Origin of the sequence: Streptomyces sp. NBC_01551 (assembly GCF_026339935.1) — a bacterium.
GTDB lineage: Bacteria > Actinomycetota > Actinomycetes > Streptomycetales > Streptomycetaceae > Streptomyces.
In genome coordinates this window covers 4,347,011-4,362,648 of sequence record NZ_JAPEPX010000001.1, presented here as the reverse complement: position 1 = coordinate 4,362,648, position 15,638 = coordinate 4,347,011, and the positions used below count along the sequence as shown (strand labels likewise).

At 72.2% G+C, this 15,638-nt stretch carries 17 protein-coding genes and 1 pseudogene; 8 read left to right on the top strand and 10 right to left on the bottom strand.

Annotated features, from left to right (window positions below):
* The first annotated feature begins 340 nt into the window (after positions 1 to 340).
* A complete protein-coding gene (locus OG982_RS19860) occupies positions 341 to 1,456 on the top strand; it encodes a magnesium and cobalt transport protein CorA (protein ID WP_266948989.1) in 1,116 nt (371 codons plus the stop codon).
* 31 nt (positions 1,457 to 1,487) lie between these two features.
* Entirely contained in the window at positions 1,488 to 2,000 is a 513-nt protein-coding gene (locus OG982_RS19855; protein ID WP_266784900.1) for a hypothetical protein, read from the top strand.
* Positions 2,001 to 2,026: 26 nt separating this feature from the next.
* Here OG982_RS19855 and OG982_RS19850 read toward each other — a convergent pair whose 3' ends face one another.
* A complete protein-coding gene (locus OG982_RS19850; RefSeq protein WP_266791839.1) occupies positions 2,027 to 2,827 on the bottom strand; it encodes a hypothetical protein in 801 nt (266 codons plus the stop codon).
* A 187-nt stretch (positions 2,828 to 3,014) separates the two neighbouring features.
* On the opposite strand from OG982_RS19850, the gene OG982_RS19845 reads away from it, so the two are divergent.
* The 3 genes from OG982_RS19845 to OG982_RS19835 all read left to right on the top strand — a co-directional run bounded on the left by OG982_RS19845 (position 3,015) and on the right by OG982_RS19835 (position 6,174).
* Positions 3,015 to 4,286: a CBS domain-containing protein gene (locus OG982_RS19845; protein ID WP_266784902.1), complete on the top strand. Its 1,272-nt coding sequence runs from the start codon at positions 3,015 to 3,017 to the stop codon at positions 4,284 to 4,286.
* Positions 4,276 to 4,971: a DUF1003 domain-containing protein gene (locus OG982_RS19840; protein ID WP_266784904.1), complete on the top strand. Its 696-nt coding sequence runs from the start codon at positions 4,276 to 4,278 to the stop codon at positions 4,969 to 4,971. Before OG982_RS19845 ends, OG982_RS19840 begins: the two co-directional genes overlap by 11 nt.
* A 69-nt stretch (positions 4,972 to 5,040) precedes the next feature.
* Entirely contained in the window at positions 5,041 to 6,174 is a 1,134-nt protein-coding gene (locus OG982_RS19835; RefSeq protein WP_266791840.1) for an Mrp/NBP35 family ATP-binding protein, read from the top strand.
* Between the two features lie 92 nt (positions 6,175 to 6,266).
* Here the strand turns inward: OG982_RS19835 and OG982_RS19830 are convergent, their stop codons facing one another.
* The 5 genes and pseudogenes from OG982_RS19830 to sigE all read right to left on the bottom strand — a co-directional run bounded on the left by OG982_RS19830 (position 6,267) and on the right by sigE (position 10,595).
* A complete protein-coding gene (locus OG982_RS19830; protein ID WP_266784906.1) occupies positions 6,267 to 6,992 on the bottom strand; it encodes a hypothetical protein in 726 nt (241 codons plus the stop codon).
* A 112-nt stretch (positions 6,993 to 7,104) separates the two neighbouring features.
* Positions 7,105 to 7,554 (bottom strand): sec-independent translocase, encoded by a 450-nt coding sequence (locus OG982_RS19825; RefSeq protein ID WP_266948987.1) that lies wholly within the window; start codon positions 7,552 to 7,554, stop codon positions 7,105 to 7,107.
* Positions 7,555 to 7,688: 134 nt separating this feature from the next.
* Positions 7,689 to 9,122 carry a trypsin-like peptidase domain-containing protein gene (locus OG982_RS19820; RefSeq protein ID WP_266784910.1) on the bottom strand — a complete coding sequence of 478 codons (1,434 nt, stop codon included), beginning with the start codon at positions 9,120 to 9,122 and terminating at the stop codon, positions 7,689 to 7,691.
* Positions 9,123 to 9,321: 199 nt separating this feature from the next.
* A pseudogene (locus OG982_RS19815) lies at positions 9,322 to 9,822 on the bottom strand (zf-HC2 domain-containing protein); the annotation flags it as partial.
* Positions 9,819 to 10,595: an RNA polymerase sigma factor SigE gene (gene sigE, locus OG982_RS19810; protein WP_266784912.1), complete on the bottom strand. Its 777-nt coding sequence runs from the start codon at positions 10,593 to 10,595 to the stop codon at positions 9,819 to 9,821. The pseudogene OG982_RS19815 and the gene sigE, both read right to left, overlap by 4 nt.
* A 190-nt stretch (positions 10,596 to 10,785) precedes the next feature.
* Here sigE and OG982_RS19805 point away from each other — a divergent pair, with 190 nt between their 5' ends.
* A complete protein-coding gene (locus OG982_RS19805) occupies positions 10,786 to 11,448 on the top strand; it encodes an O-methyltransferase (protein ID WP_030710037.1) in 663 nt (220 codons plus the stop codon).
* 190 nt (positions 11,449 to 11,638) lie between these two features.
* Here the strand turns inward: OG982_RS19805 and OG982_RS19800 are convergent, their stop codons facing one another.
* Positions 11,639 to 11,806, bottom strand: a complete 168-nt coding sequence (locus OG982_RS19800) for a DUF3117 domain-containing protein (protein ID WP_003966491.1) — start codon at positions 11,804 to 11,806, stop codon at positions 11,639 to 11,641.
* A gap of 333 nt (positions 11,807 to 12,139) precedes the next feature.
* On the opposite strand from OG982_RS19800, the gene OG982_RS19795 reads away from it, so the two are divergent.
* Positions 12,140 to 12,943 (top strand): enoyl-CoA hydratase/isomerase family protein, encoded by an 804-nt coding sequence (locus tag OG982_RS19795; RefSeq protein ID WP_266784915.1) that lies wholly within the window; start codon positions 12,140 to 12,142, stop codon positions 12,941 to 12,943.
* 42 nt (positions 12,944 to 12,985) lie between these two features.
* On the opposite strand, the gene OG982_RS19790 is transcribed toward OG982_RS19795, so the two are convergent.
* The gene (locus OG982_RS19790) at positions 12,986 to 13,573 is read right to left on the bottom strand and encodes a DNA-3-methyladenine glycosylase I (protein ID WP_323139266.1); all 588 of its coding nucleotides are present in this window, start codon (positions 13,571 to 13,573) and stop codon (positions 12,986 to 12,988) included.
* The gene (locus tag OG982_RS19785; protein WP_266948985.1) at positions 13,570 to 13,917 is read right to left on the bottom strand and encodes a DivIVA domain-containing protein; all 348 of its coding nucleotides are present in this window, start codon (positions 13,915 to 13,917) and stop codon (positions 13,570 to 13,572) included. Before OG982_RS19785 ends, OG982_RS19790 begins: the two co-directional genes overlap by 4 nt.
* A gap of 85 nt (positions 13,918 to 14,002) precedes the next feature.
* Between OG982_RS19785 and folP the strand changes: the two genes are divergently transcribed.
* Complete coding sequence (folP, locus tag OG982_RS19780) at positions 14,003 to 14,863, top strand: dihydropteroate synthase (protein ID WP_266784919.1); 861 nt, start codon at positions 14,003 to 14,005, stop codon at positions 14,861 to 14,863.
* Positions 14,864 to 14,876: 13 nt separating this feature from the next.
* Here folP and OG982_RS19775 read toward each other — a convergent pair whose 3' ends face one another.
* Positions 14,877 to 15,635, bottom strand: coding sequence for a TIGR00730 family Rossman fold protein (locus OG982_RS19775; RefSeq protein ID WP_266784921.1), 759 nt, complete (start codon positions 15,633 to 15,635; stop codon positions 14,877 to 14,879).
* Between the last annotated feature and the right edge of the window lie 3 nt (positions 15,636 to 15,638).

The following is a 15,638-nucleotide window of genomic DNA, read 5'->3' as shown; positions in this document are numbered from 1 at the left end:
GACCATCCGTCGGCTGATAGTGTTGACAGCTGGTTCACCCCGCATGCAGAAGCATGTCGTCAAGGCGGTGAACGACAGGACGTCCCTCACGGGGGACCGGCCGGAGGAGGTGGGGCTGCGATGGATCGAAGTCGATCGTGCAGTACCAATCGCTCTTCCACTTCTCTGACGGGCGTACCGCGCCCCCTTTGATCCTGCGATCAGTAGAAGAGCGACGGCAGAACTTTGTCCTCCCGTCCTGTTCCTTCCGCCTGCCCGGGCCTGCCCGCCCGCGGCGTCCGCGCCCCGGAAGGACCTCCCACCCGTACGGTCCGCAGCCGTGCGTGCGAAGGAGCCTGCCATGTCGATGCTGCCCTACCTCCGTGCCGCCGTCCGCCCCGCGCTGCGCCGGTCGACTCCCGTACAGCCCGGCTACGACACCACCCGCGACCCGTCCGCGAGCAGCGCGGTCGTCGACTGCGCCGTGTACCGCGACGGCCGGCGCGTGCTGGGGCCCGACCGCCTGACGCCCCGTGAGGCGATCCGCCGGGTCCGCGAGGACGGCGGTTTCGCGTGGATCGGCCTGCACGAGCCGACCGAGGCCGAGTTCGCCGGGATCGCCGCCATCTTCGGCCTGCACCCGCTGGCCGTGGAGGACGCGGTGCACGCGCACCAGCGGCCGAAGCTGGAGCGCTACGACGACACCCTCTTCACCGTCTTCAAGACCATCCACTACGTGGAGCACGCCGAACTCACCGCCACCAGCGAGGTGGTGGAGACCGGCGAGGTGATGTGCTTCACGGGTCCCGACTTCGTCATCACCGTCCGGCACGGCGGCCAGGGCTCCCTCAAGGGGCTGCGGCACCGGCTCCAGGACGACCCGGCCCTCCTGTCCAAGGGCCCCTCCTCGGTCCTGCACTCCATCGCCGACCACGTCGTCGACGGCTACATCGCGGTCGCCGCGGCCGTACAGGACGACATCGACGAGGTGGAGAGCGCGGTGTTCGCCGCCCCCGCCAAGGGCAGTGCGCGCGGCGGCGACGCGGGCCGCATCTACCAGCTCAAGCGCGAGGTGCTGGAGTTCAAGCGGGCCGTCTCCCCGCTGCTGCGGCCCATGGAACTGCTGAGCGAGCGCCCGATGCGGCTGGTGGACCCCGACATCCAGAAGTACTTCCGCGACGTGGCCGACCACCTGGCGCGGGTGCACGAGCAGGTCGTCGGCTTCGACGAGCTGCTGAACTCGATCCTCCAGGCCAATCTCGCGCAGGCGACGGTCGCGCAGAACGAGGACATGCGCAAGATCACCTCCTGGGCGGCGATCATCGCCGTGCCCACGATGATCTGCGGGGTGTACGGGATGAACTTCGAGCACATGCCGGAGCTCCACTGGCGCTACGGCTACCCGATGGTGATGGGCGCGATCGCCGGCGCCTGCTTCACCATCCACCGCGCGCTGCGCCGTCACGGCTGGCTCTGACCGGCCGACGGGCACCCCCTACGCTGTGCGCATGACTCTCAGCACGCTCGATCTGGCCCTCGTCGAGGAGGCCACCAAGAAGTCCGGCCTCATCTGGGTCCGGGGCACCGGGGTCGACCGGGCCCTGTGGCACGCCTGGGTGGACGGCGCCGCGCACGTGCTGGGCGACGGTCCCGGGGAGCAGCCGTTCCCTGGGCTCGTGGACGGCGCGAGCGCCGAGGTCACCGTGCGCAGCAAGGACAAGGGCGGCCGGCTGGTCGCCTGGACGGCGACCGTACGCGAGCTGGCGCCCCGCGGTGAGCAGTGGGAGGCCGCGGTCGCCGAGCTCAAGGGCAAGCGGCTGAACGCGCCCGACTCGGAGTCGATGACCGACCGCTGGGCGCGCGAGTGCCGGCTGCTGCGCCTGGAGCCGGTCTCCGCGAGCACCGACCTGCCGGGCGGCTCGCTGGCCGCGGCCCCGCTGGACTCCCCCGCGATCACCCGCAGGCCCGTCCCGGCGGGACTGCCGAAGCTGCTGCTGAAGCGGAAGAAGACGGCCCGCTAAAACCCCGGCGCCCCGCCGGGCCCCGCTCAGGGCTTGCTCGGGTTGTTCCCCTGCCCTGAGCCCTTCGGCGCGGGCGAGGCCCCGCCGCCACCGGTGGCCTGCCCCTTGGTCGTCGGCAGCTGCGACCCGTAGTCGACGGTCTCGTCCTGCGACGGCGCCTCCAGCGGGACGGTCTTGCCCCACTCGCCGAGCTCCACCCGCCCGGCGCCGCCGGCCCGCTCCATCATCAGCGGGTACGGGGTGCCCTCCAGCGAGACCGACAGCTTGCCGCCCTTTCCCTGGTCCCCGGTGAGCTGGACCGCGCGGGTGTGCCCGACCTTGGTGTACTCCTCGTTCTTGGCGACCTTGCCGTCCAGCCCGAGGAGCACCCCGAGCAGCGTGTCCATGTCCGTGAACCCGCGGAACTGCTTGTACGAGGGGTCGCCCTCGGGCACCTTCACGAACTTGTCGCCGAGCTTCCCGGCGGAGTCGGACTGCCCCCAGAACGCGGCGTCGGCCTTCAGGAAGAGCTGCTCGCCCACGCGCAGCAGCCGGAAGGTGTTCTCGTCCGACTTCACCTCGCCGGAGCCGCCGCCGGAGCCCAGCCGCATGTCGAGGGTGAAGGTCTTGCCGCCGCTGACCAGCGTGCCGGACAGGTGCACGGACTCGGCCGCCGTGGCCGCCTCCTTCGCCTTCCCCGCGATCTGGTCGGCGGAGAGCTTGCCGACCCCGTTGGTGCCCTCGTCGGGATCCGCCCCGCAGCCCGTGCCGGCGACGGCGAGACCCGCGCACAGCGCGCCGACGAACGCGGCCCGGCGCAGCCGAGCGGCAGGGAAGTAGGCGGTCACGGGCTGGTGCCTCTCGTCGGCGTCTGTGGGCAGCAGGCAGCGTACCCGGCCGCGCGGCGCGGCCCGCTCCCGGCCGGGCAGGCCCTGCGGGGCACCTGAGCGGCCGCCCCACCAGGACGGTTGCGCCGGGCACGGGCTAGCCTGAGGCACGGCAGGACCGTTGATCGAGGCACGAGGAGGCGCTCGGATGGCTGCAGGCGCCCCCCGGATCTTCGTCTCGCATCTGTCGGGAGTGCCCGTCTTCGATCCCAACGGCGATCAGGTCGGCCGCGTCCGCGACCTCGTCGCGATGCTGCGCGTCGGCGGCCGCCCGCCACGGCTGCTGGGCCTGGTGGTCGAGGTCGTCAGCCGGCGCCGGATCTTCGTCCCCATGACCCGCGTGACGGGCGTGGAATCCGGGCAGGTCATCACCACCGGCGTGGTGAACATGCGGCGCTTCGAGCAGCGCCCCACCGAGCGGCTGATCCTCGGCGAGCTGCTGGACCGCCGGGTGACGCTGGGCGCCACCGGCGAGGAGGTCACCGTCCTCGACGTGGCCATCCAGCAGCTGCCGGCCCGCCGCGACTGGGAGATCGACCGGATCTTCGTGCGCAAGGGCAAGGGCGGCGCGCTGCGCCGGCGCGGCGAGACCCTGACGGTCGAGTGGTCGGCGGTGACGGGCTTCTCGCTGGAGGAGCACGGGCAGGGCGCCGAGAGCCTGGTCGCCACCTTCGAGCAGATGCGCCCGGCCGACGTGGCGAACGTCCTGCACCACCTGACGCCGAAGCGGCGCGCCGAGGTGGCCAACGCCCTCGACGACGACCGGCTCGCGGACGTCCTGGAGGAGCTGCCCGAGGACGAGCAGGTGGAGATCCTCGGCAAGCTGAAGGAGGAGCGCGCCGCCGACGTCCTGGAGGCGATGGACCCCGACGACGCGGCCGACCTGCTCTCCGAGCTGCCCGAGGACGACCAGGAGCGGCTGCTGACCCTGATGCGGCCGGACGACGCGGCCGACGTGCGCCGCCTGCTGTCGTACGAGGAGAACACCGCGGGCGGTCTGATGACCACCGAGCCGATCGTGCTGCGGCCGGACGCCACCGTCGCGGACGCCCTGGCGCGCGTACGGCAGTCGGACCTGTCGCCGGCCCTCGCCGCGCAGGTGTACGTGTGCCGGCCGCCGGACGAGACGCCGACCGGCAAGTACCTGGGCACGGTGCACTTCCAGCGGCTGCTGCGCGACCCGCCGTTCACACTGGTCAGCTCGATCGTGGACACGGACCTGCCGCCGCTGCGCCCGGATGCCTCGCTTCCGGTGGTGACCAGCTACCTGGCCGCGTACAACATGGTGGCGGTGCCCGTCGTCGACGAGAGCGGCTCGCTGCTGGGCGCGGTGACCGTGGACGACGTACTGGACCACCTGCTGCCGGACGACTGGCGGGAGACGGACTTCCACTCCGAGGAGCTCTCCGATGGGCGGTGAACGGCGGCGTGACCCGGCGCGCGACCGGCGCCGTGAGCAGGCCCGCGTGCGGCGTGAGCTGGCCCGCGAGCACGCCCGCGAGACCTCGCGCGAGCAGGGGCTCTCGGGGCGCGAGGAGGAGGTCGCCGAGCGGCTGCGGGCCAAGCCGGCCGCTTCCGCGTCCGGATCCAGCGCGCTGACCCGGTCGACACGGGTGCGCCTGGACCAGCCGCGGGCCGACCGGCGGCGGCTGCTGCCGGTGTACGACCCGGAGGCCTTCGGGCGGCTGTCGGAGCGGGTGGCGCGGTTCCTGGGCACGGGCCGGTTCATCGTCTGGATGACCCTGGTCATCATCGTCTGGGTGCTCTGGAACATCTTCGCGCCGGACGACCTGCGGTTCGACGAGTACCCGTTCATCTTCCTGACGCTGATGCTGTCCCTCCAGGCGTCCTACGCGGCCCCGCTGATCCTGCTCGCGCAGAACCGGCAGGACGACCGGGACCGCGTCAACCTGGAGCAGGACCGCAAGCAGAACGAGCGCTCCATCGCCGACACCGAGTACCTGACCCGGGAGATCGCCTCGCTGCGCATGGGCCTGGGCGAGGTCGCCACCCGCGACTGGATCAGGTCCGAGTTCCAGGACCTGATCAAGGAGATGGACGAGCGCCGGCTATTCCCGAGGGAACGTGATGAAGGCGACCGCTGACAGGCTTTCCTGACGCCTGCTACCGAGCCGTACCATCGGGACATGGCTACCGACACAAGCTCCGCCGCCGTGCCCGAGCAGGATGCGATCCTGGACGCGCTGTCGACGGTGAACGACCCCGAGATCCACCGGCCGATCACCGAGCTCGGCATGGTCAAATCGGTGGAGATCGGCGAGGGCGGAGCCGTCGCCGTCACGGTCTACCTCACGGTGTCGGGCTGCCCCATGCGCGAGACCATCACCAAGAACGTCACCGAGGCCGTCGAGAAGGTCGCGGGCGTCACCTCCGTCGCCGTCTCCCTCGACGTGATGAGCGACGAGCAGCGCAAGGACCTGGCGGCCACGCTGCGCGGCGGCACCGCCGAGCGCGAGGTGCCCTTCGCCAAGCCGGGCTCGCTGACCCGTGTGTACGCGGTCGCGTCCGGCAAGGGCGGCGTCGGCAAGTCGTCGGTGACGGTGAACCTCGCCGCGGCGATGGCGGCGGACGGCCTCAAGGTCGGCGTCGTGGACGCGGACATCTACGGCCACAGCGTGCCGCGCATGCTGGGCGTGGACGGCCGTCCCACCCAGGTCGAGAACATGATCATGCCGCCGTCGGCGCACGGCGTGAAGGTCATCTCCATCGGCATGTTCACCCCGGGCAACGCGCCGGTGGTGTGGCGCGGCCCGATGCTCCACCGGGCCCTCCAGCAGTTCCTGGCCGACGTGTTCTGGGGCGACCTGGACGTGCTGCTGCTGGACCTGCCCCCGGGTACGGGTGACATCGCGATCTCCGTCGCCCAGCTGGTGCCGAACGCGGAGATCCTCGTCGTGACCACCCCGCAGCAGGCCGCGGCCGAGGTCGCGGAGCGGGCCGGCTCGATCGCCGTGCAGACCCACCAGAAGATCGTCGGCGTGGTCGAGAACATGTCCGGCCTGCCGTGCCCGCACTGCGACGAGATGGTCGACGTGTTCGGCACCGGCGGCGGCCAGAAGGTCGCCGACGGGCTGACCAAGACGGTCGGCGCGACGGTGCCGGTGCTCGGCTCGATCCCGATCGACGTGCGGCTGCGCGAGGGCGGCGACGAGGGCAAGCCCGTCGTCCTGTCCGACCCGGACTCCCCGGCCGGCGCAGCGCTGCGCGCGATCGCGGGCAAGCTGGGCGGCCGCGCCCGCGGCCTGGCCGGCCTCTCGCTGGGCATCACGCCGCGCAACAAGTTCTGACACGGGCGGGCCGGTGCCCGTACCCGAGGTGCGAAAGGCGCCGCCGACAGCGTCGGCGGCGCCTTTCGTCTCCGGTGCCGCGCCCGTACGTCCTACTCGTACGCGCTCAGGTCCCCGATGACCGAGAAGCCGAGCCCGTACGCGCTCATGCCCCGCCCGTACGCGCCCAGGTGCACCCCGCCCGGCGTGGAGCCGGCGAGGACCCAGCCGAACTCCGACTCGCGGTAGTGGAACGGCGTCGGCTCCCCGTCGACCGGCAGCGACAGCGTCGACCAGTCGTCCCCGCCGAGGTCGTCCGCGAGCTCCCACGCGGCCTCGGTCTGCTGGTCCAGCCATTCGTTGCGCAGGGTGTGGTCCATCTGGCCGGGCCAGCTGTACGCCAGCAGGCCCGAGCCGGCCAGCCAGGCGGCCGAGGACACCGAGGTGGCCTCCAGGACGCCGGTGCCGTCGCTGCTGCGGCGCAGCGGGTTGCTGGCGACGGTGACGACCACCGCGAAGCGCTCCTTCTCGCCGGTGGCGAGCTCGCCGCGCGCGGAGGGCTCGTCGCCGTGGCCGGTGGAGCCGTGCTCCACGGTGCCGTCGGCGGCGGTGCCCACCTGCATGAGCCAGCGGGGGCCGGTGAAGGCCCCGTCCAGCCCGTACCAGGGGAAGTCGGCCCGCAGGTACCCCTCGGCCGTCCGGCGGGCCGCCGGAACGGGCACGGCGGGCTCCTGGGGCGTGGGCGGCGCGGACTGCGCGGCGGTCTGCGGGGGTGCGGCGGCGGACGCGGGTGCTTCGGCGGGCTGTGCGCCTACCCGGCTACTGCTCGTCGTCTCCATCTGAGCGGCCTCTCGTTCCGTGGGGTCCGGAACGGGGCTCCCCCACGCTTTCCTGCGTCCGGACAGATGGAGGATAGCCATCCGACCGCGGATCGCCGGGCAGGCCGGTGGCTCAGGTGGCGTCGGCGTCGAAGGGCGTACGGGCTTCCGGGGCGGGTACGGCGGGCTTCTTGAGCAGGTCCGGGCCCGCGGAAGCGGCGGCGGCGCCCGGCGTGGCGGCGGCGGTCGGCGCGACCTCCGGCTCCTTGCCGTTGACCGCGTCGGTGACCTCGTTGAGCTCCTTGCGGAGGTCGAAGCTGCTGCGCAGCTCGTTGAGGTCCTCGTTCTCGCCCAGCTGCTTGCGGATGAAGGTCTTCGGGTTCAGGTCCTCGAACTCGAAGTCCTTGAACTCCGGTCCGAGCTCCGAGCGGATGTCCTGCTTGGCACTGTCGGAGAACGCGCGGACCTTCCGGATGAACCCGGTCACGTCCTGAATGACCTTGGGGAGCTTGTCCGGTCCGAAGACGAGGATGGCCAGCACCACGATCGTGACCAGCTCAAGGCCGCCTATGTCGTTGAACACCTTGCCGCTCCTCGAATCTCTCCACGTCCGGCCCGGACCACGGTACCCGTCGTACTCGCCGGGCCTCTACACGCGAATGGTCCCGAAAGTCGTTTCCCGGCGTGAGTTCGGCCGGAAGACGTCGTTCGGTCCCGTCATGACCCGTTCGACGAGCCCAGCACCACTTCCAGCGTGCGCTCCCGGCCCTCGCGCAGGACCGTCAGGGTCAGCGCGTCGCCCGGGCGGTGCGCCCGGATCTTGATGATCAGCTCGTCGCCGCCGTGGACGCGCTGTCCGTCCACCTTGGTGATCACGTCGCCCGGCTTCATCCCGGCGCGCGCCCCGGGGCCGGGAGGGACGGCGGACTTGCCGTCCTCGCCCTTGGCCGCGACGCGGGCCCCGTCGCCGGTGTACTGCATGTCGAGGGTGACCCCGATGACGGGGTGGGTGGCGTGGCCGGTGCGGATCAGCTCCTCGGCGACGCGCTTGCCCTGGTTGACGGGGATGGCGAAGCCGAGGCCGATGCTGCCGCTCTGCTGGTCGGAATCGTCCTTGTCGGCACCCCGGATCGCGCTGTTGATGCCGATCACGTGCGCCTTGGCGTCGAGGAGCGGGCCACCGGAGTTGCCGGGGTTGATGGGGGCGTCGGTCTGGAGGGCGTCGACGTAGCTGACGTCGCCGCCGTCGCCCTTGTCGCCGCCCGCGGTGATGGGGCGTCCGGTGGCGCTGATGATGCCGGCGGTGACGGTGTTGGAGAGGTCGAAGGGCGCTCCGATGGCCACCACCGGGTCGCCGACCTTCACGTTCTCGGAGTTGCCGAGGGCCAGTGGCCGCAGGCCGCGGACGCCGGTCACCTTGACCACGGCCAGGTCGTAGCCGCCGTCGCGGCCGACGAGTTCGGCGGCCACGCTCTCGCCGGTGCTGAAGGTGACCGTTATCGCCTTGGCGTCGGCGACCACGTGGTTGTTGGTCAGGATGTGGCCCTGCGCGTCGAGGACGAAGCCGGTTCCGGTGCCGCTGCCCCCGCCGCCGCTGACGTGCAGGGTGACCACGCCGGGCAGGGCGGTGGCGGCGATCCCGGCCACGCTCTCGGGCGCGCGGTCCTTGCTCACCGGGGCGGCCTGGGGGAGCTCCAGACGGGTGCCGCTCTGGCGCTCGGCGAGGACGCCGAGGTAGCCGCCGATGCCGCCGGCGAGCAGGGCGGTGCCGACGCCGAGGGCGACCATCTGCCAGATCCGGATCCCCCGGGGCGCCTTCCCGGCGTCCACGACGTGCAGCGGCCGCACGGCCCACGGGTCGTACCGCGGCCCGTCCGCACCCGGTGCCTGCCCGTCGGAATCGCCGGTTCCGGGGTCGCCCTCGGGCTGGTCCCCGGTCGCGGGCCCGGCCACGGGCTCAGCCACGGGCTCGGCGTCGGACGAGGGGCGGGGGGCCGGGACGCCGTCGGGTGCGGCGTCGGGCAGGCCGTCGGGCCGGCTCCACCACCGCGGAGCCGGATCGGTCTGCTGGCTGTCGGACATGGGCGCTCCCCGCGTACCTGGCGCACCGCCCGGGCGGCGCATCTGCCGCAGATTCAACCAGGTCCCCACCACGCCGGGGTCAGCGGGACAACGACACCGGCCGGGCCGACGGGGTCTCCGAGGGCCGCACCGGAGGCTGCGGCCCGCCGGAGCGCAGACTCGGCGGAACACTGCCCGGGGAGGGGAGCCGGTCGAGGATCACGGCATCGGTCACCGACACGGCGGGACCGGGCCGCGAGGCGGGTGCGTCCCCCCGCGCGTTCGGCTCCGCGGTCTCGATCGGCAGGGTGCCGCCCAGCGCGAGCGCGGCCAGCGACACGGCCCCGGCCGCGACGAACGCGAAGCGGCGCCGGGGGCGGCCCACCTCGTGGATGCGGAAACCCTCGCGCGGCATCGCCGCCGCGGCGTATCCGAAGGAGGCGAACGGATCGCCCCCGCCGGAGGAACGGGCAGGACCGGACGAACCGGCGGCGCCACCGGACGCCCCCGCCGGCCCGACAGGACCCGGCAGCCCGGAGGAACCGTCGAGGTCCCCGCCCGGCAGGCCCTGCAACCGGGCCAGCAGCCCGGCGGACAGTGGCGGCGGCGCGCTCTCCACGAACAGGGTCTTCAGACGGCGTTGCGCATCGGCCTCGGCCTTGCACTTGGCACAGGTCGCCAGGTGGGCCAGGACCCGCTCGCGCGCGTCATGGCCGAGCTCCCCGTCCACCAGGGCGGCGAGCCGGTCACCCAGGTGCTGTTCGGCAGGGGACGGACTGACTCCGCTCACTCGGTTCCGCCCTCTCCCCCGGCACCCGGAGCGCCCACGGCCACGCCCGCCAGCGCGCGCTGCTCCGCACGGGCCTCGGGAGAGCGGTGCTTGAGCGCCTTGCGCAGGTGCGAACGGCCCCGGTGGATACGGCTGCGCACGGTGCCGAGCTTCACGCCCAGGGTGGCGGCGATCTCCTCGTACGACAGGCCCTCGATGTCGCACAGCACCACGGCCGCGCGGAACTCGGGCGCGAGGGTGTCCAGCGCCTGCTGTACGTCCGCGTCGAAGTGGGTGTCGTGCAGCACCTGCTGCGGGGACGGCTCACGGCTCGGCAGCCGCTCGGCGGCGTCGTCGCCGAGGGCGTCGAAGCGGATCCGCTGCTTGCGGCGGACCATGTCCAGGAACAGGTTGGTGGTGATCCGGTGCAGCCAGCCCTCGAAGGTGCCGGGCGTGTACGTGGACAGCGAGCGGAAGACGCGGACGAAGACTTCCTGCGTCAGGTCCTCGGCGTCGTGCTGGTTACCCGTCAGACGGTAGGCAAGGCGGTAGACCCGCGCGCTGTGCGTGCTGACGATCTCCTCCCATGAAGGAGGGGTCCACGCCTGCGATCCCGCATCGGCGGCAAAGGTCGCGGTGGTTGCGGTGGCGGTGTGGAAACGGTCAGCAATGTAGGTCACGGATTTCGGCTCACCCGGTGACCGGAAGAGGCGCTTCATCACGCCCCAACGATCCACAGGCGCAGCCGCACCTCCCCTGTCGGCTCTGGTGGTGTCCAGTGGAGTCCCTACCATAGCCACCCCCTCCGTCAGCTTTGGATAAGCTTTTTTGCAGTAACTTTGCACGGGTATTCAGTCCCCCGACGGCACCGGACCGGCGATCTGCCCGGCACCGTCCCTGTCTATCCCTCATCCGTCCGGCGTCTATCCCTCACAACGCCCGGTCCCATCTGCGGGTTCCCGACGTCAACGGATACAGTCACCGTTGCGCCAACTATGGGGACAGGAGAGGGTCATTACCGGCAACCGGCAGACGAGCTGGGCGTTCGCCGACGCGTTTGTCGCCGAGGACGACGCTCTGCGATGGGCCCGCGACCGGTCCAGGGAAGCGGGCCTGCGCTCCGTCTCCCCCGGCACCGGCGCCGCGCTGCGCCTGCTCGCCGCCACCGCGGACGCCAAGGCGGTCGCGGAGATCGGCACCGGAACCGGCGTCTCCGGCATCCACCTCCTCCACGGGATGCGCCCCGACGGGGTGCTCACCACCGTGGATCCCGAACCCGACCGGCAGGCCTTCGCCCGTCAGGCGTTCCGCGCCGCCGGCTTCGCCGGCAACCGCGCCCGGTTCATCCCCGGCCGCGCGCTCGACGTCCTGCCCCGGCTCGCGGACGGCGGGTACGACCTCGTCTTCTGCGACGGGGACCCCACCGAGTCCCTCGACTACCTCGCCGAATCGTTGCGCCTGCTGCGTCCCGGCGGGCTGGTCTGCTTCGAGGGGGTCTTCTCCGACGGCCGTACGGTCGACTCCGCCGCCCAGCCGGTCGAGGTCCTCCGCGTGCGCGAGCTGCTGCGCAGCGTCCGCGAGAGCCCGGCCCTGGAGGCGGCCCTGCTCCCGGTGGGCGACGGCCTGCTGTGCGCGGTACGGCGCTGATCCCCGTACGGCCCCACGTCCGTGCGGCCCGCGTCCGTCAGCCCGCGCCCGTACGGCCCCGCGTCCGTCAGCCCGCGCCCGTACGGCCCCGCGTCCGAACGCCCCGGGGGAAAACGCAGCGCTGCCCCGACCGCGGGTGGCGATCGGGGCAGCGCAGAGTTCAGATCTTGGTGAAAGTGCGGTCAGCGGGTTAGCCGACGACCTTCTTCAGGGCGTCACCCAGGGCGTCCGCCTCGTCCGGAGTCAGCTCGACGACAAGCCGACCGCCGCCCTCGAGCGGTACGCGCATGACGATGCCCCGCCCCTCCTTGGTGACCTCGAGCGGGCCGTCGCCCGTCCGCGGCTTCATGGCCGCCATGCTCGTTCCCCTTCCTGAAACCAGCTCATCGTCAGCCGACGGCCCCATTCAGGCGCCTAATGCCCGGCATCGAACACAATGCTTCCCGGCCATTATCCCGCATGTCAGGACCCGATGACCAACATCGGCCGGGAACGCTTGTGCAACGCGCTTGGCCAAAACCACTCATTTCGGGGACCCGCCTGCCATACTTCGCCGCTCCGCCCCAGGACTGCCGTTCGCTTTCTTTGACGCACATCACATGTCCGGTGGCGGTCCGGTCCGCCATGCTGACCCTTGCACCGGCCGGTACCGGCCGGTAGCCAAGCCCGCGACGAAGGGGGACCCCCTGCCATGGCCGACAGCGTGCTCTACGAAGTGACGGACGGACTCGCGACCATCACGATCAACCGTCCCGACGCGATGAACGCGATGAACACGGAGGCCAAGGTCGCCCTGCGCGACGCGGTCCGGGCGGCAGCCGAGGACACCGCCGTACGGGCCGTGCTGCTCACGGCCGCCGGCGGCCGCGCCTTCTGCGTCGGCCAGGACCTCAAGGAGCACATCGGCAACCTGACGTCCGACCGCGAGACCGGCTCGTCGCTGACGATGAGCACCGTCTCCGAGCACTACAACCCCATCGTGCGGGCGCTCACCGAGATGCCGAAGCCGGTGGTCGCGGGCGTGAACGGCGTCGCCGCCGGGGCCGGCTTCGGCTTCGCGCTGGCCGCGGACTACCGCGTCGTCGCCGACACGGCGTCCTTCAACACCTCCTTCGCCGGGGTCGCGCTGACCGCCGACTCGGGGGTCTCCTGGACCCTGCCGCGCCTGATCGGCGCCTCCCGCGCCTCGGACCTGCTGCTCTTCCCGCGCTCCGTCAAGGCGCAGGAGGCGTACGACCTGGGCATCGCGAACCGCCTGGTCCCGGCGGAGTCGCTGGCCGCGGAGGCCGAGTCGGTCGCCCGTACCCTGGCCGCCGGCCCGACGGTCGCCTACGCCGCGATCAAGGAGTCCCTCGCCTACGGGGCCACGCACTCCCTGCGGGACTCGCTGGCCCACGAGGACGTCGTCCAGACCCGGGCCGGCGCCTCCGAGGACCACGCCATCGCCGTGCAGGCCTTCCTCGCGAAGCAGCCGCCGCGGTACCTGGGCCGCTGATCCCACCCGCAACCGCGGCCCCGCTCGGACCCGCGCCCCCGCTCAGGCCTTCGGCAGCACGGCCGCCTCGCGCGAGACGCAGGCCGCGAGGTGGTCGTTGACCAGGCCGCAGGCCTGCATCAGGGCGTAGGCCGTGGTGGGGCCGACGAAGCGGATGCCGGCCTTCTTGAGGGCCTTGGACAGGGCCGTGGACTCCGCGGTGACCGCCGGCACGTCGGCGATCGTGCGCGGGGCCCGGCCTGGTTCCGGGGCGTGGGACCAGATCAGGGTGTCCAGCTCGCCCGGCTCCCACCCGGCCAGCACCTTGGCGTTGGCGAGGGTCGCCTCGATCTTCGCCCGGTTGCGGATGATCCCCTCGTCCGCGAGCAGCCGCTCGGCGTCGCTGTCGTCGAACTCCGCGACCTTCGCGATCTCGAAGGAGGAGAAGGCCGTACGGAAGCCCTCCCTGCGGCGCAGGATCGTCAGCCAGGACAGCCCCGACTGGAACGCCTCCAGGCACAGCCGCTCGTACAGGGCGTCGTCCCCGTGGAGCGGACGACCCCACTCCGTGTCGTGGTAGGCGATGTACTCCGGCGTGGACAGCGCCCACGGGCACCGCAGCCCGCCGTCGGGGCCGGCGACGGCCGTCACTGCCCGGCCCGCTTCGTCAGGTCGGGCCCCGCCGCGGACCCGGCGCGGAGAGCCTCCGCGGAGGCCTCCAGCTGCGCGATCCGCGCGTCCCGCTCGGCCAGCTCCGCCGCCAGCCGGTCCAGTACGTCGTCCACCTCGGCCATCCGGTAGCCGCGCGGCGCGACCGGCAGCCGCAGCGCGTCGATGTCGGCCCGCGCGACGGGGCGGGTCTCCGGCAGCCCGTCGGCCACCCGGTCCGGCTCGGCCTCGGGCAGCACGGCCTCGGAACCGCCGCCGACCACCGCGAGGGTGACCGCTGCGACGACCACGACCAGCGCGATCAGCAAGAACCAGAACACGATCAACTCCCTGACAGACTGAGGGCGGCTTCAGCCATCAGGTTAAGGTCGCAAGCGAGGCGCGAGGGCCGCCGGAGGAGGAAAGAACGGGATGCTGCGACTGGGCAGGCGCGAGTTCGACACGCACGAGCCGGTGATCATGGCCATCGTGAACCGGACTCCGGACTCCTTCTACGACCAGGGCGCGACCTTCCGCGACGAGCCCGCGCTGGACCGGGTCGAGCAGGCGGTCGCCGAGGGCGCCGCGATCATCGACATCGGCGGGGTCAAGGCGGGCCCGGGCGAGCACGTGGACGCGGCCGAGGAGGCGCGGCGCACGGTCGGCTTCGTCGCCGAGGTACGGCGCCGCCACCCGGACGTGGTGATCAGCGTGGACACCTGGCGGCACGAGGTCGGCGAGGCCGTCTGCGAGGCCGGGGCGGACCTGCTCAACGACGCGTGGGGCGGGGTTGACCCCAAGCTGGCGGAGGTCGCCGCGCGGTACGGGGCGGGCCTGGTCTGCACGCACGCGGGCGAGGTCGAGCCGCGCACGCGGCCGCACCGGATGGCGTACGACGACGTGATGGCGGACATCCTGCGGGTCACGGTGGGCCTCGCGGAGCGGGCGGCCCTGCTCGGCGTCCGCCGCGACGGGATCATGATCGACCCGGGGCACGACTTCGGGAAGAACACCCGGCACTCGCTGGAGGCCACCCGCCGCCTGTCGGAGATGACGGACACGGGCTGGCCGGTGCTGGTCTCGCTGTCGAACAAGGACTTCGTCGGCGAGACCCTCGACATGCCGGTCAAGGAGCGCCTGCTGGGCACCCTGGCCACGACGGCCGTCTCGGCCTGGCTCGGCGCCCAGGTCTACCGCGTCCACGAGGTCGCGGAGACGCGGCAGATCCTCGACATGGTCCGATCGATCCAGGGCCACCGGCCCCCGGCGGTCGCCCGCCGGGGGCTCGCCTGAGCCCTGGCGGGTCCTACTTCCCGACTTCCTTCGTGACGAGCGCGATCGCCTCGTCCACGTCGTCCGTGACGTGGAAGAGGTAGAGGTCGCGCTCCGAGGCCTTGCCCTGGGCGATGACCGTGTTCTTCAGCCAGTCGATCAGGCCGCCCCAGTACTCCGTGCCGAACAGCACGATCGGGAACCGGGTGATCTTCTGGGTCTGCACCAGGGTCAGCGCCTCGAACATCTCGTCCAGCGTGCCGAGGCCGCCCGGCAGGACGACGAAGCCCTGGCTGTACTTCACGAACATCGTCTTGCGGACGAAGAAGTACCGGAAGTTCAGCCCCAGGTCGACGTGCTGGTTGAGCCCCTGCTCGAAGGGCAGCTCGATGCCGAGACCGACCGAGATGCCATTGGCCTCGCGGGCGCCCTTGTTGGCCGCCTCCATGGCGCCCGGGCCGCCGCCCGTGATGACGGCGAAACCGGCGTCGACGAGCGCGTGCCCGATCCGTACGCCCGCCTCGTACTCCGGCGAGTCCACCGGAGTACGGGCCGATCCGAACACGCTGATCGCCGGCGGCAGCTCCGCCAGCGTGCCGAAGCCCTCGATGAACTCCGACTGGATGCGCAGGACCCGCCAGGGATCGGTGTGCACCCACTCGGAGGGCCCGGCCGAATCCAGCAGCCGCTGGTCCGTCGTACTGCCCGCCTGCACCTGGCTCCGCCTCCTCAGCACCGGCCCGAGCTGCTGCTCCTGGGGCCGACGACGAGCGTTGCCTTCGGGGTTGCCCATGAT

Excerpts from the sequence above, each read along its gene's own strand:
- OG982_RS19860 (WP_266948989.1), top strand. The coding sequence starts at position 341 with ATGTCGATGCTGCCCTACCTCCGTGCCGCCGTCCGCCCCGCGCTGCGC.
- OG982_RS19855 (WP_266784900.1), top strand. The coding sequence starts at position 1,488 with ATGACTCTCAGCACGCTCGATCTGGCCCTCGTCGAGGAGGCCACCAAG.
- OG982_RS19845 (WP_266784902.1), top strand. The coding sequence starts at position 3,015 with ATGGCTGCAGGCGCCCCCCGGATCTTCGTCTCGCATCTGTCGGGAGTG.
- OG982_RS19840 (WP_266784904.1), top strand. The coding sequence starts at position 4,276 with ATGGGCGGTGAACGGCGGCGTGACCCGGCGCGCGACCGGCGCCGTGAG.
- OG982_RS19830 (WP_266784906.1), bottom strand. The coding sequence starts at position 6,992 with ATGGAGACGACGAGCAGTAGCCGGGTAGGCGCACAGCCCGCCGAAGCA.
- sigE (WP_266784912.1), bottom strand. The coding sequence starts at position 10,595 with ATGGTAGGGACTCCACTGGACACCACCAGAGCCGACAGGGGAGGTGCG.
- OG982_RS19800 (WP_003966491.1), bottom strand. The coding sequence starts at position 11,806 with ATGGCGGCCATGAAGCCGCGGACGGGCGACGGCCCGCTCGAGGTCACC.
- OG982_RS19795 (WP_266784915.1), top strand. The coding sequence starts at position 12,140 with ATGGCCGACAGCGTGCTCTACGAAGTGACGGACGGACTCGCGACCATC.
- folP (WP_266784919.1), top strand. The coding sequence starts at position 14,003 with ATGCTGCGACTGGGCAGGCGCGAGTTCGACACGCACGAGCCGGTGATC.
- OG982_RS19775 (WP_266784921.1), bottom strand. The coding sequence starts at position 15,635 with ATGGGCAACCCCGAAGGCAACGCTCGTCGTCGGCCCCAGGAGCAGCAG.